This window comes from Nitrospirae bacterium YQR-1, from assembly GCA_039908095.1.
Classification (GTDB): Bacteria; Nitrospirota; Thermodesulfovibrionia; order Thermodesulfovibrionales; family Magnetobacteriaceae; genus Magnetomonas.
Map to the genome: position 1 here is coordinate 80,081 of JAMOBJ010000011.1, position 14,056 is coordinate 94,136.

The window sequence follows — 14,056 nt, forward strand, 5'->3', positions numbered from 1 at the left end:
AAAACTCTTATTTGCATTAAGGAGAGATATCACAAAAAATGACTTGACAAAATTTGGAGAGGTACTATAGTATAGGAACAGGTGTTTGGAGGCTTCTTGGATTTCAACTACCAGGGGGACATCACCAGTTGTTGTGTTAGTGGATAATTTATACAAACATGTTGTTTCTTTGGTACAAAATATAAATTGGAGTTATCCCTCTCTTACTGAACTAACGCAGATGGAGTTTTTACAGTTTATAGAGTTTTTATGGCGCAGGAAATCGCTGATTATAGCGGTAGCTTTCACTGTTATAATAACGGTAGTCATTTTAACATTACTTATACCTACACAATATGATTCAGCAGCTCGAATATTTTTAAAAAGACCACCTTCATCAACATTTGTAAGCTCAGCTTTGGGTGTAACTGCAGATACCAGTACGTTTTCTATAACAGATAGGGAAGACTATCTGGAACTTGCAAAATTGAGACAGAACGCTGAACAAGTTATCAAAGAGTTAAACCTTAAGACAGAACGGATCAGAGGTAGGTTTTTAAGGACGTTGCCTTTTTTTAGACCTTTCCTAAAATTCCTTGGAGTAGACGTAAACTCTACTCACAAGAAAATTAGAGCTGAACAATTATTGAACCGTTCAATTATTAATAAGATATTCCCACGCCCATATATAAAAATAAATCAGTACGGAGATTCTGATTTATATACCATAACTGCCTATGGCAGCTCCCCTGAAGAAGCAATGGCGATAGCCAACTCTATGTCACAAGCCGTCGTGGATGGTGAGTTAAACCGTATCCGAGAATCATACAAAGCTGCAAAGGAGTTCATCGATTCCAACATAGACGGAGTTAAGGAACAGTATATGATGAGCATTTCAAAAATAAAGGAATTTCAGGAAAGTGATAACGCCGTCTCTCTTGATTCACAGGCCTCCACACTTTTATCCAGTATCGATACATGGAACAAAACAAAAATAACAAACGATGTCTCAATAAAAAAGACAAGGGATGCAATACGGTTAATCGAGGCTAAATTAAATCATGTATCAGAAAAGGCAGAGGAAGATGTGTTACTTGGCCAAAGCGAAATGATATCTTTTTATAAACAAAAGATGGCTTCCTTGTACACAAGCCTTGCCGAAGCAAGATCTAAATATACAGAAAAACACCACACGGTTATCGACTTTGAAAACCAACTTGTTAAGATTAAAGAACTTTTATACAAAGAGTATGAAAAACTTTTAGATAAGAGGAACCTTTCGACCGACACTCTGTTTGTCGAATACAAAAAGAAGCTACTCGAAAACTACCTTGAGCTTACCTCACTTGAATCACAGAACTCGATATATCCGACCATCATCAATATGTACGAGAAAAAGCTTCAAGCATTACCCGAAAAGATTTTTAAAAATACTTCGCTAAATTTAGGCTCCACAGTTGCCAATACAGTGTATTCAACCCTTATGACATCCAGGGACAGACTTGGAATAGTGGAATCCTTGGCGCTTTCAAACATATCAGTCGTAGAACCTGCCATATGTCATGATATAACTACACATAAACACCCATCGCTTTACTTGAATTTCATTATATCCATCGCTTTAGGAATATTTGTTGGCATCTTAAGTGCGGTCTTCGCAGAATATATGGATGACACTATCAAATCTCAGGATGACCTGAAAAAACTCAAATCGCTTACTCTTCTTGGAGTCCTTGAAAAAATGACTACCTCCGACTCTGAGGCTTTTGCTACCGTTTCAGCTTCAATCGAGCTTTTACTCAGAGACCATCCTGATAAAATCATCTCCGTAACCAGCATATGTTGCAGTGAAGGAAAGACCTTCACCTCAATAAATCTCTGTAAGACACTGGTTGAAATGGATTACAAAGTACTCCTTGTTGATACCAGCACGTCAAACCCTAGCATTGAGAAACACTTCGGATTGACAAATAATACAGGTTTGTCAAAAATTAGCTGCACGATTTCTAATACAACACTTACGATACATCAGAACGTCATCCCTGGACTGGATATAACTACAGACTGTCACGGTCAAAAATACCCTGTAAAGACTGAAAAGTTTAGACAGATATTAGAGGAACTCAAACAGAATTATAATTTTATCTTAGTCGACACTGAGGCGTTAATTACGCCAAGTAAGTCCTCAGCACTCTCCCTAAGTAATGTCATAGTAGTCATTGAAAGTGGTAAGATAAGAAAAAAAGTATTGGTCGAGATGCTCTCCATGTTAAAAAAAGCTGGTGTTGTAAACATTGGCATTGTCCTGAATAAGATAGATGCTGTTTATATTAGAGGATATTTCAAACAGGTTACATTTTTTTTCCCTGAAAATGTGTAATTGGTAATCTTATCGATTTAAAAAAAGAAAGGAGAAATATATGAGAAATGTTTTTTTTGTGTTTGCTTTCAACCTTATTTTTTTATTGATTATTATACCTGCATTTTCTTATGATAACGATCTGCTCCTAAAGATAAACATGATCAGAAAAGATGTCAAAACAAAAAAAACAGATAGCTCCAATCTGATTGAGCGCATGATAGTTCTTAGACAATGGACGAGACTACTTATGGAAAGCGGTGAAGACGTTGAATCCATATTTCCCAAAAACACTTCGATAGAGCTTGAGAAGCTGGCTAAAGAAGATACTCAAAAAGCAGCATATATGGTAGACAGTATATATAAGAAATTTGAGCAACTTTTTGCAAACAAAGAACTGAAGCCAAGAGGTGGCAACTCATCACAAACCTTCGGCTCATCTCAACAGCAACCAGGGATACAATCTCAAGCAATGCAATACAATTCATCTCAGGTAAGCCTGAGTGAAAGTGAAATCTTGACGATACGCCAGGATGTTAAGAGTGAACCAACTAATTCAACAAACCTTGATAAACGCGTAAATTTGCTTGAACAGTGGGCAAAACAGCTTCGCAACCAAAATGAAAACGCCAAAAAAATCTACACAAATGAAAGCACAATGGTGTTAAGGGGGCTTTCAAAGGAAGCCCCGTCAAAGGCTATGCCAATTGTAGACAGCTTGTTTGCCGACTTAGAAGCGCTTTTAAACAATACTTTCAAGCCTAAGACCAAACCAGTTGTAAAAAAAACAGTGCCATTTGATATTTTAATAAACGCAAAACGTGTTAGGGTGTCCGAGGGAGTACCTTCTTCCGAAACCGGAGCATCTTTTAAAAGTTACCCCACGGATTTTAAAACATACGAAATAGATGTACGGGACGGCAAGCTAAGGGTAGATTTGGGGCAGATACCTTTATATATAGAACCTATAGAACAGGCTGATATGCGCTGTAAAGCAACAAAGGATTCACCATTTGTTATGATCTCACCGGAGGTAGAGGCCTTAACAGACCTGAAGGCGCCACAGTACGCCGCTGTGTATGCTGCTGACCTAGGTTTTAAGTGGATCAGGTTCATTGGGGCGACAGGTATTAATTTTTCCATATACCGGTACGGCGGGCCAGGGTTTTCCTCTGGAAGTGCATACTTGGATCAGCTTAAGTTCCTATACGATGACGCTATGGCAAAGGGGCTTTTCGTTATTCCTACCATCCATCCAGTCAGCGAAGGTTCACCATCGGGGAAACGCATTTTCGACAGTGAGACTGAAAAACAGTACAAAGATTTTGTTAAAGCTGTATTAAATAAATTCCCCCATATCAAGTACTATTTCGTAGAAACCGAGGCCGACCACAAGATGTCTCCTGTGGATTACGCCATCTCTCTGGCTGCAACAAGCAAAGTTATGAGGGAACAATGTTCCGATTGTAAAATAATCACAGCAGGATATGTTTCACCGGAACTCCCTTTCTACAAAGAGGTCTTTGAGCAGTTAAACAAAATGAATATTAAAAATGCATTAGATGCATTTGACTTCTGGCATGCCTTTAGCTACATAAATGTCTATAATGGTAACTATACAGAGTACGAAATGATGAAAAGACAATACGCTGACTCTTTGAACTTACTCTCACAGAATGGATATAAAGACACTCAAATTTGGCTAGGTGAGACAAGTTTTCCAAGTGATACACATAATCCTTATGCCACCGGCTATTCCGAGCAAAAGCAGGCATCTGACGTTATAGCCAGACACACCATATTAATTTCCCTTGGGGTTAAAAAAATAAACTGGAACTATATCATCGATCCATACAAGGATGGCGGTGATTACAGTTACTTCGATTATGTAGGGTTTATACACAATACAAAAAATAAAGGACTCTCCGGCCGAAAGCTCTCCTACTATACGTACAAATTAATGATTGAGAAGTTTAGCTGTTTTGAAAATGCTGTAGCCACAAAATTGCCAGTTACCGGTGGAGTAGATGGATACAGGTTTGATAAAAACGGCAAGACACTTATTGTGGTATGGCAAGATATCCAATAATTAAATTTTTATCTATATCAAATTCACACGACAGGTTAATCTTCTTACTCAGTATTGTAGTTGCAGTCCTTTTCGGCGTGTCTTATTGTCTTAGCCCATATTTGCTGGTTATTTTAACTTCTACCATTACACTTGTTGTACTTTTGCTTGCTGGACCTGAAGTCTGTCTTCATGTGGTCATACTGACCTTTTTCATTGAATTTACCAGCATAAATATAATCATTTCAGAAACTAAGGATGCCGCCAATTACCCTTTATGCTTTTTTTTCATGCTTCTCACACTGCTTAGCATCTTTATTGAAAAAGCTATAAAAAATAAGGCAAGATGGCAGACTGCTCCTTTGGATTATATTATACTGATCATTGTGTTTTACATGAGTATCAGTATTTTGTGGGGACCTTCGACTAAGCTAGGTATTTTATTTTATTTTCAATTACTCTTCGGTGTGCTGCTTTATTTTCTTCTCACGGCAGTAGTTGTAAATGAAGCTGTATTAATGCGTCTGTCAATATCGCTATTGATATCAGGGCTTTTATTTTCAGTGTCGGTATTTGTCTCTCAAAATTATGAGTTTTATCGTGAATACAGGATGACTGAATTAATATCAAAGGAAGTGATACTGTCTCTTTATAGAATGAGAAAAGTACTTAATCGTACCTCAGGTCTTGGTATGCCCATAACAGCTTCATTCTTGGTGCTAACATCAATAATTAATATAGCGATGTTTTTTTATACAAGCAGGAAGTTGCTAAAACTTATTAATATACTTATACTTTCCGCTTCGGTCTATGCAATAATAGTTTTAGGCACAAGAGGGGCATTTGTGTCTCTCATAGCTTCTACTGTGATGTTTTTCTTTGTTCATCCGATTTATAAAATACGTTTTATAAAGTATTGTCTGTGTTTCTTCGCATTATATGGAATAATAGTTATATTTATAGCTCCAGGGTTTCTCGACAGGATTTTAATTGGGTTTGGTTATAGGGGAGACACATTATTCACAAATATCAGCACAATGTCTCAAAAAGGCAGTGACCTAAAGGTAGGTAGTAAGTCTGCACTTTCTAGTCAGAAAGAGGGAATATCAGGAACAAGCGCACGCTTAAGAATGTGGAAAGAAGGGCTCACTTATATGAAAAAGCACCCGCTGACCTTTATCTTCGGATTAGGGATAGCTGGATTTGTCTATGTATCCACAAATACTGTAAACGAAGTGCATGGGTTAATAGTTTCGTTCTTTTTTGAAATGGGAGTAATAGGTGTATTCTTTGAGATTGTTTTGTTCTATATCCTATTTATAACAATGTCACAAGTAAAAAAATATCTTGACAATAGTTTTATCAGTAACATGACACTTGCCTCTGCGGTAACTCTGCTCAGTATTATATCCTTATATGGTCTGATAGACTTTGACCTAACATCGCACATAAGTCGCTACATCTGGTTTTTCCTTGGATTTTATATGGCATGCTTTAATTTACTCAAAAAAAAGGTGGAGAGGGATAGTGGAACTCCAAAATAAGACAATCGATAAAAATATATCAGAGTGTACCCAATAGAGGGCATTGAAGAAAAATCGTGTCCTCTTTCGGTGTCTTGGTTCAGCAATTATTTCAGCATCTTCGAGTTTTTGAAGGTTAGATGAAATTATCGAAAACTCATCACCACTCATGCGAGCTCCGGAACGAGGTAATATGGTGGGGTTGATTTATAACCCACTGATTTATAATGATAATTTGAATGGACGGTAGGGGATTCGAACCCCCGCCGATAGCCATTTTATCCTTATAAATCAATGGGTTGTAATTGCTATTTTGAGTCTGGTGACGGTTTGGTGACGGTTTTTGGTGACGGAAACTTTTTTACTTCAGTGGTGACCTTATCTAAAGCAGCTCGTAAATTTTCTATACTTTGGTGAGCGTATCTCTCAGTAGTCTTACCGCTGCTATGACCTAAGATTTCTTTAACCGTGTTGAGAGTTATATTTTGGTTTACCAGTTGAGAAGCTAAAGAGTGCCGTGTTGCATCGTACAACCGTAAATTATCAGGAAAATTACCCTTTGCTCTTGCCTTTACCCATACGTCATTTAAACATGTTTTAGCGTAATACTTCCCACTCCGTGGATTAATAAATAAAAAAGCCTCCGGTAAGTTATTAGAACATCTTTCTCTTAAGTAATCTAACATCTCAGGGTGTATGGGAATAATTGACGGCTTTGCTCCTCGCCCTTTCCGTCTATCACGTATAACCGTATCACTGAAAGTAGAGGTTATCGTTATGACTTGCCTCTTAATATCCACATGTTTAACCTTCAGTGCCCGTGCCTCCCCGGGACGACTGCCATGGAGCATTAGAAATTTAATAATAGGCTGGTCAGCTTCATCTATCAAATCCAGTACCCTGATTTGGTCTTCTGAGCTTAACCACTTCCAGTTATAAGGCTTAACCTCAACAGTTGGGAATGTTGGTACTATCTGTAACATTTCAAGGTCTGTCTTTAACCATGTGAGGAATGTTTTGAAATTATCCATATAATTTTTGACTGTTTTTCCTTCAAAGCCTTTTTCGTTCAGGGTATTGAGATAGTTTATGATATTTATCTTCTTGATTTCCCTTACATCGGTTGTATTAAAAAACTCCTTATGGGAATTAACCATATTCTTATAATGGCGGACATAGCTCGGCGCTATGGTTTTTAGCTTTGCTTCAAGGAACCGGTCAAGCAGGGTGGATGTCCAGTATTTCTGAAGCTCCGCTTTGGAGTATTTGGTAATATCAAAGGTGAAATTCTCTATTTCGTGTTGTATGGTGGCCTGTAGGTTTAAAGCCCTCTGGTAAGTATCTAAGGTTTGGCCGGTCTTGTCACAAAATACCCGGATTCTTTCACCTTTCCAAAATATATCAAGATAAAACCGGCTTGGGGTAGTCTTACACTCAGGACATATAAAGCCTAACCGCTTAACATGAGAAAATGACTTCCCACAGTTAGGACACTTTCCCTTTGCTCTTATCGATCCTTTCATTTTACCTTCCGATTCAACTTTATCAAACAAATGATAAATTAAATCGGAGTTATCTTTCAATACGGCCTGCATCTTTTAAATGATTACCCCTAAGCGCTCATAGGTATGCAGCCGGCTTCTGAAACTTGCCTGCAACACGCCGTTTAAGTCCACAAAGTCAAACACTTTGGCGCCGGTCTTACCTTTAGCTGTTCTCAGGGCACGGCCTACGTACTGAGTTAACCTGCCTTGAAACTTAACCGGTGTGGTTAGGAAAATACTTGATATAGCCGGTAAGTCAAAGCCCTCACCTATAAGTGAAGACGTGGCAACCAGTGCCTTGTAAGCTCCGGCGTTAAGCCCTGCTATGGTTTGCTTGCGTTCTTTAGTTCCAGTGTCACCTAAAAGTAAAGCCGCTTTAACTCTATGGTCTAAAAGCCTGTCCTGTAGCTCAAGGCAATGCTCCTTACGCTCTGAAAGTACAAGAGCTATGCCATTATCACCATCGAGGTTGTTTAAGACTGTCTCAGTGATTAAAGCATTCCGGTCTGTATCCTTTGTCAAGGCTGTTATCATGGCGCTGTAGTCGTCATTGTAGGGATAATCAAAGCCGGTCTCTACTACCTCAAGTGTAGCCGTTATGACATGATTTGAGTCCTGCAACACTTTGCTTTCAATTTCATGTATCTTATCGCCTAAGTAAAAATATATAACCCTTGTAAGCCCGTCCCTCCGGTATGGTGTAGCCGATAAACCCAACATGTAAGCGGAGTTGAATTCAGATACAACGTCTGTAAAAGTCTTTGACGGGCAGTGGTGGCATTCGTCAATTATCAGGAAACCCACCTTGTCTTTGACTAAGTTTAAGCTATTCACCAAGGAGTTAATAATCCCAATAGTAAGCTGCTTTCCTACCGTCTTTTTGCCCTCACCAATTAAACCGATTTCCTTTTCGGATAAGCCTAAGTATTCAATAGCTCTCTGTTTCCACTGGTGTAAAAGCTCTTTAGTATGAACCACCACAAGGGCAGGCTGTATGCGCTCTGTTATGGCCTTTAAGGCTATAACTGTTTTTCCTGAGCCAGTGGGAGCATGAAGTACCCCATGATTCTTTGACAGGATGGCTGTGACGGCCTTTTTCTGGTAGTGGTGGAGATTGCCCTTAAATGAGAAGGAAACCTCCGGTAAGGTCAATATCCCCGACTTTATAGTATATTTAATGCCATACATAGCAAGCACTCTCATAAACTGATAAATAAACCCACGTGGAATAACTGCATAATCCCCGTCACACCATATAAAATAAAGTAGCTCCGGTGTGTTGCCGTTCCAACGGCCATATTTAATATTTTCCTGATAAGCGGGATTCTTAAAGCGAAGGCGGCTTTTTAGCTCTATCAACGCCGGTTCAGGCAGGTCGGCAAGTTTAATCCTAATATCATTGTTTACGTTAATTTCCATGCTTAACCTTCAATCCTCTCTGTATTAGTAACTGCGCCTCCCAAAATACCCTTTACTTTGTTTACTTGCATCAGGTGGGCTGCAGATACACCTTTAAGACTTTTCACCTCATTGTGCGTGTAAACCGGCTCTCTTATGCCTTTATTCCTCAAAGCCTGTACCTCAGCATCATCTAATACTACCCACACATTACATTCAAGAGTTTTTGAATAAAGAAGTATGGAAACGGCCTCAGGTTTGAGTACGGCAACAGCCCACATGTAAAGACGTTTGATACCTTCTAACGTCTCAATGCAAGCGGAGAGGTTTTCCTCATCACGGTACTTTTTAAAAGTCTCTGAGAGCGTTTCTATTTCAGAGTAAACATCCGGTAAAGATTCTTTAATTTCATTACTTGTAATCAGAAAACCGGCAATAAACTCTTTTAGTTTGCTTCTCTCTGAATCTATAACCTCAACAACAGGTCTTACCTTACCGTTATCTATAAGCGGTTTAAGCGATTCAGGGTCTAAGGCTTTGAAGGTATCTCCTTCATTAATACTTACCTTGCCTTTCGATGTTTTAAAAGTTATGGATTCGTATGCAACAAATTTCATAGAGTCACCTCCGCTTCAAATAAATCTAAATTAATATGGTCTTTTGTAGAAACAGCGCTTGAAGTGGCAATGTCGCATAGAGCCTTATTTAATGCGGGTTTATCCTCTGCAACATCGTTTTTTATATGTTGCATGATGTTGCATGTTGCAGTAGAAGTGGCAAGGTTAGAAGGGAAAAACCTGCTATAAACGTCTCTGACATGCTCAAGTGTGAAAAAGTAAGATTGCTTATTGCCTATCCTGTTTCCAATGCGTTCATATAGATTTAAGCGTGTAAGCGCCCTGCCTACCCATGTTGTTTTTGATTTCTCAGTTCTGAACAGGCTGTCTGCATCTGTCATGTTCAATGCAATTTCAGAAGCGGTAAACTGTCCGCAGTCGGTTTCCGATAGCAACTTAAACAAAGCTTCAAAGAGTGTTAATTCTCTTTCGTCAAGGCCGCTCTGTGTCTGCTGCATTGACTCAAGGAATACTGATAGAATATCGGCAATTTCAATCTCGGATACCTGCTCAAGACAAAGTATAGTTTCAAGTGGCCGCCAAAGCTCTTTAACACGCTGAGTAACACCGGCTCCGGTTTTGGGATAAATTCGCCGTACATCCAGCCAACGTGTAAGTAAAAGCCGGTAGAGCTTATCCCGTAAATCAGGCCATACCGATAGGTGAGGTTCAGGGTATGGATAATCCTTTAAAGCTCGAAGCATTGTAATCATGACACAGCGGTCTTTTAAATCGGAATCTATTTCCCTTATGCTCGCAAAAACTTTCGGTGCGTATGTGTTAAACTCAATAACCTTTCGTGTTTTGTTGGAGATGTCCACAATCCTTCTATTGCCACCGTCCGGTGTGTATGAATCGGCCAAAATGCCTAGAATTTCTGTGTTCTTAGGGTCGCTAAGGGCTTCGGCTTGGTCATTCAAGAAAGTACCTCTAACTCCGTCTATCGAATCTGCTAAGGCTGCCACAGATACACCTTTTATTTTCATAGCATTAAAAGACAGTCTGAAAAGAACGTCAAGTAATCGTGATTTACCGCTTTGCTTCTTGCCATAAACAAAAACAAAGGGATAAGCGTTAAATTGCCGGTGAAAATACGTACCGATAATCCATGCTGCCACAAGCCCGTAAAACGGCTCCTTGGGGAGCTCTAAGTATTGTTTAAGGGTTGCTTTTACCTCTTGATAAACGCTCTGTACAACTGGATTTTCGATAAACTCATTTATTTTTCGCTTTTCCCATCTGTCGTTAACGTTAACCAACGTGCGGCCTCTTAAATCGAAAACAATCTTTTTACCTTTTGTTTCATAAAAGGTACCGGTACATAGCTCATAACCACCATCTGAAGCCACGATAAAGAAGTTAACGTCTTGTGGTGAATTATCGGCAACAATGGTCTCACGAAAACCTAACGTGACGAAATCCTCTTTAACGTCGTATGCAGCATGAACGATTTCTATGTTTTCTGAAACCGATACTACTTTTTGAGGAGTCCTCAATTTTTTAACTTCAACCTCAATGCTCTTCTTAGGGATTTTCAGAACTGTAGCAAGCCTTGAAATGTGCAAACTTCGGAGCGCTTCACTTTCGATTTTTGAAATATCGGTAATTATCAATTGAAGACTACTGATATTGGCAGCTTTAATTTGTTCTTCAAGGGCTATATCTGCTTTTGGGCTTTCTTTGCCATGCTCCGGTGTTTTATTAAATAACTCATAAACTTTTTCCTTCACAGTTTCTTTTTCAGTCACAGAACACCTCTTTGTATAGGTCAAACCTCTCAAGTTCAGTACCCAACTGCAAAACATCAAGTTGGCATATAATTTCTTGCTCCTCATAATACAGTGGAGCGATTTTCTCAACATCCCCTATGGTCTTTGCCTCTGCACGCAAGCGGTTGAGAATGCGCAGCTTTGCAAGCAAAAGATTTTCATATACGGACATAATCAAACGATAAATTTTGTATGATTCGTCTTTTTTCATCCTAAGCGGATCATGCTTAGGTGGTTTGCCTTCGGCAATACCTAAGATTCTAAGTGCTCCGACAAAATCGGTCTTATGGTATAACTTCACGAACTCGACTGAATCGCCGCCTGCTCCACAGCCAAAGCAGTGAAAACGGTTCCGTTCAGAGTCAACTTTGAAACTTGCGGTTTTTTCGCCATGTAGAGGACAGCAAGCCCACAGGTGCTTACCCTTGCGTGTTAAGGCAAGCCCGGCGGGTAAAACGGTTACAATGTCTGGCTTCTGCAAATCCGCCATATCACTTTCCCGCCTTCAGAGCCATCATTTGTGCTTTAAGTGACCGGAGGGAATTCACAAAGTCCAAAACCGGCACGGGTTTATTATCGTTGTAATCCCCAACAACTTTATAGGTCTCATCACTAACTGGAAAATTAAAAGCGATATGACCGGTGCTGCCGTGGGGTATAAGCTCCGGCTTAATACCTCTGCAATTCAGGTAAGCTGATAAATTAATGTCATTGACGGGGATTTTCTGTACACTTCCTTTTACCATTCAATACCTCTTGTTTCGTTTTGTAACACTGGTTTAAAACCTATTTTTATGCTATCACAAGCTTTTTTTAGTGTCACGAAACTTAGGAGGGGGGGCTTAAATAAAATAAGAGGGGGGTCTTATTTTTCTCGATTTATTCTTTATTATTAAGAAGTTATGTTTTTGATATAATAGTTTTATATATATTCTTTATAGCCACTTTCAATCAACTCTAACGCTTCTTTATAGTAATGCTCTATATTTTTCTCATCAAGTAGTTTAACCACGTTTTTGTCTTTGGAGTATGCTTTCATAAGAAGTGTAGAAATCTTAGAATAAGATTTTCCATTTTTTTTGAGGTCAAAGACTATCAAATAATATTTCCATTTTTTTATGTGTTTTCTACTGTCTTTATTAATAAACAAATTTATATCAAGGTGTTGCTTAATTTGTCTCTCAATATCTTTACGAGGGAGTGTTAAGTCTATTTTTAAAACAAGATGATTCCCTGTAGGTGAAAACTCTCTCTCTGGTTTTAAAATCTCATCTTCTTCTTTTAGTAGTTTCTCCCCATCAGTGAAAGAATCTCCCATTTGCATACTCTTAAAATCTATCATCCCAAGTGTAGCCAGAAGTTTTTCACCTCTCATATTGTAAAAACATTGAGGAAAAAGATGTTTGAAAATCAATAAAGGGTTAATATTTTCTACTTCGTTGCTTTTTTGGTTTACGTTATGGTCAATGTCATAAAAAGCTTCTCCTGGCTTTTTTGATAGTTTTTGCGGAACTCTTTCAAAAAATTCCTTAAGCATCTCCGTTGTAGTTGCCTTATCAAATACACGGTATGCCAATACTCGGTTCGGTAGTTGTATTTTAACTAAACGTATATTATTAGGTAATGTTTTGTAAATGTTTGAAATTATCACTCCATAACGATTGTAGATACTGTCTAATATATTTTTAAATTCGCAAGCAGCATCACTTGAACTCTCAGTAGCCTCTCTAAATTCTTTATACCATTCAGTAGATGGAATACTACTCTCATTATGAAGCTCATTTAGTTCTTTAAATTTAGCTTGAAAAATAAGGTAATTATGATATTGTTTTTTTGCAGAATCAAGGTATTTATCGTAATCAGCTTGAAACGCTTTGTTTCTTGCCAAAAATTCAGCTATCCAGCAGTCTAATGTGGTATCTTCTGTTAGGTGATTGTAATGCGTGGGGTCAAATTCATATTTCGTTTTCTCTTCCATAATCGCCTCCATAACGATTTCTCCATAAGTAAAAATCAAGGGAAACCGCTTAGGAGTTAACGGCTTGTCAGTCTGCAGAACCTATCCCTTGAACGCTCACTATTTTAACACGACTTAAAAATTTTACGCACCCATTTCCACAACTTCATAAAGAATCCTTTTTTATGCTTGTGCTTATGTTTAGCGGCTACAGCTTCTGGGATATGAACTATACGTGTTTCGTCTTCATTTACGGGGTATTCTTTATCGCCTATCCTAATTGTGCGTATGCCTTCTCTCTCAGTGATTATATCAGCTTGTCCGCCTTCAACAAGTATATCCGCTAATGACTTACCTATCTTGAGTGTGTGCCTGCTCTTTCTCTCGTTTTCCATATCTCCCCCAGGGATAAAGCCAAAAGGCCTTACCCCTTATGTGTACTGTTGATTTTACACTCCGGCCCTAAGCCGTTGTCTGCACTCCTCGAATTTTATCCAAAGCATTACAGCAATTAATCAGTGTATCACTGATATTGTCAAGGATATATGTAATACCTACAGCACCATCTTCAGAAAGCTCGACACCGCATATAAAAGTGTCAAGAAGAAACCCTACCTGTGCCTTAGCGGATATAATTTCATCATAAACCTGAAGTGTCGTTGGGCTTTCAGGGTCTATGGCGTAGCAGCCCAATATTGGTTTGTAACCTGTTCCCTTTTTGTCACTCACCGGTCGGTGTGTTACGTTTTTATCCTTGTTATCCATTATGCCGCCTCCGTGAGTATTCTTTTTACTGTCATTGGATGCCACTTAGCGCCTCGTGGCATGTATCCCTTAGCAGA

General features: G+C 38.8%; 12 protein-coding genes. 3 read left to right on the forward strand and 9 right to left on the reverse strand.

All coding sequences use genetic code 11. The features are described from left to right. Positions 1 to 133 precede the first annotated feature (133 nt). The 3 genes from H7844_07530 (at position 134) to H7844_07540 (ending at position 5,950) form a co-directional block, all read left to right on the forward strand. Positions 134 to 2,359, forward strand: a complete 2,226-nt coding sequence (locus tag H7844_07530) for an AAA family ATPase (protein ID MEO5357132.1) — start codon at positions 134 to 136, stop codon at positions 2,357 to 2,359. Between the two features lie 229 nt (positions 2,360 to 2,588). Further along, on the forward strand, positions 2,589 to 4,427 hold the full coding sequence (locus tag H7844_07535; GenBank protein ID MEO5357133.1) for a hypothetical protein: 1,839 nt from the start codon (positions 2,589 to 2,591) through the stop codon (positions 4,425 to 4,427). Further along, positions 4,409 to 5,950, forward strand: a complete 1,542-nt coding sequence (locus tag H7844_07540; GenBank protein ID MEO5357134.1) for an O-antigen ligase family protein — start codon at positions 4,409 to 4,411, stop codon at positions 5,948 to 5,950. Before H7844_07535 ends, H7844_07540 begins: the two co-directional genes overlap by 19 nt. 287 nt (positions 5,951 to 6,237) lie before the next feature. Here H7844_07540 and H7844_07545 read toward each other — a convergent pair whose 3' ends face one another. The 9 genes from H7844_07545 to H7844_07585 all read right to left on the reverse strand — a co-directional run bounded on the left by H7844_07545 (position 6,238) and on the right by H7844_07585 (position 13,979). Then, positions 6,238 to 7,452, reverse strand: a complete 1,215-nt coding sequence (locus tag H7844_07545) for a tyrosine-type recombinase/integrase (GenBank protein MEO5357135.1) — start codon at positions 7,450 to 7,452, stop codon at positions 6,238 to 6,240. Between the two features lie 75 nt (positions 7,453 to 7,527). Continuing rightward, complete coding sequence (locus H7844_07550) at positions 7,528 to 8,892, reverse strand: DEAD/DEAH box helicase (GenBank protein ID MEO5357136.1); 1,365 nt, start codon at positions 8,890 to 8,892, stop codon at positions 7,528 to 7,530. A 2-nt stretch (positions 8,893 to 8,894) separates the two neighbouring features. Continuing rightward, on the reverse strand, positions 8,895 to 9,488 hold the full coding sequence (locus H7844_07555) for a hypothetical protein (GenBank protein ID MEO5357137.1): 594 nt from the start codon (positions 9,486 to 9,488) through the stop codon (positions 8,895 to 8,897). Next, positions 9,485 to 11,236, reverse strand: a complete 1,752-nt coding sequence (locus tag H7844_07560; protein ID MEO5357138.1) for a hypothetical protein — start codon at positions 11,234 to 11,236, stop codon at positions 9,485 to 9,487. Before H7844_07560 ends, H7844_07555 begins: the two co-directional genes overlap by 4 nt. After that, entirely contained in the window at positions 11,229 to 11,747 is a 519-nt protein-coding gene (locus H7844_07565; GenBank protein ID MEO5357139.1) for a CHC2 zinc finger domain-containing protein, read from the reverse strand. Before H7844_07565 ends, H7844_07560 begins: the two co-directional genes overlap by 8 nt. 1 nt (position 11,748) lies before the next feature. After that, the gene (locus H7844_07570; GenBank protein MEO5357140.1) at positions 11,749 to 12,003 is read right to left on the reverse strand and encodes a DUF5659 domain-containing protein; all 255 of its coding nucleotides are present in this window, start codon (positions 12,001 to 12,003) and stop codon (positions 11,749 to 11,751) included. A gap of 176 nt (positions 12,004 to 12,179) precedes the next feature. Continuing rightward, complete coding sequence (locus H7844_07575) at positions 12,180 to 13,235, reverse strand: hypothetical protein (GenBank protein MEO5357141.1); 1,056 nt, start codon at positions 13,233 to 13,235, stop codon at positions 12,180 to 12,182. 104 nt (positions 13,236 to 13,339) lie between these two features. Further along, entirely contained in the window at positions 13,340 to 13,609 is a 270-nt protein-coding gene (locus H7844_07580; protein ID MEO5357142.1) for a hypothetical protein, read from the reverse strand. Positions 13,610 to 13,676: 67 nt separating this feature from the next. Beyond that, the gene (locus tag H7844_07585) at positions 13,677 to 13,979 is read right to left on the reverse strand and encodes a hypothetical protein (GenBank protein MEO5357143.1); all 303 of its coding nucleotides are present in this window, start codon (positions 13,977 to 13,979) and stop codon (positions 13,677 to 13,679) included. Positions 13,980 to 14,056: the final 77 nt, after the last annotated feature.

Coding starts and splice junctions, on each gene's coding strand:
- H7844_07535 (MEO5357133.1), top strand. CDS start 2,589: ATGGAAAGCGGTGAAGACGTTGAATCCATATTTCCCAAAAACACTTCG.
- H7844_07540 (MEO5357134.1), top strand. CDS start 4,409: ATGGCAAGATATCCAATAATTAAATTTTTATCTATATCAAATTCACAC.
- H7844_07545 (MEO5357135.1), bottom strand. CDS start 7,452: ATGAAAGGATCGATAAGAGCAAAGGGAAAGTGTCCTAACTGTGGGAAG.
- H7844_07550 (MEO5357136.1), bottom strand. CDS start 8,892: ATGGAAATTAACGTAAACAATGATATTAGGATTAAACTTGCCGACCTG.
- H7844_07555 (MEO5357137.1), bottom strand. CDS start 9,488: ATGAAATTTGTTGCATACGAATCCATAACTTTTAAAACATCGAAAGGC.
- H7844_07565 (MEO5357139.1), bottom strand. CDS start 11,747: ATGGCGGATTTGCAGAAGCCAGACATTGTAACCGTTTTACCCGCCGGG.
- H7844_07570 (MEO5357140.1), bottom strand. CDS start 12,003: ATGGTAAAAGGAAGTGTACAGAAAATCCCCGTCAATGACATTAATTTA.
- H7844_07575 (MEO5357141.1), bottom strand. CDS start 13,235: ATGGAAGAGAAAACGAAATATGAATTTGACCCCACGCATTACAATCAC.
- H7844_07580 (MEO5357142.1), bottom strand. CDS start 13,609: ATGGAAAACGAGAGAAAGAGCAGGCACACACTCAAGATAGGTAAGTCA.
- H7844_07585 (MEO5357143.1), bottom strand. CDS start 13,979: ATGGATAACAAGGATAAAAACGTAACACACCGACCGGTGAGTGACAAA.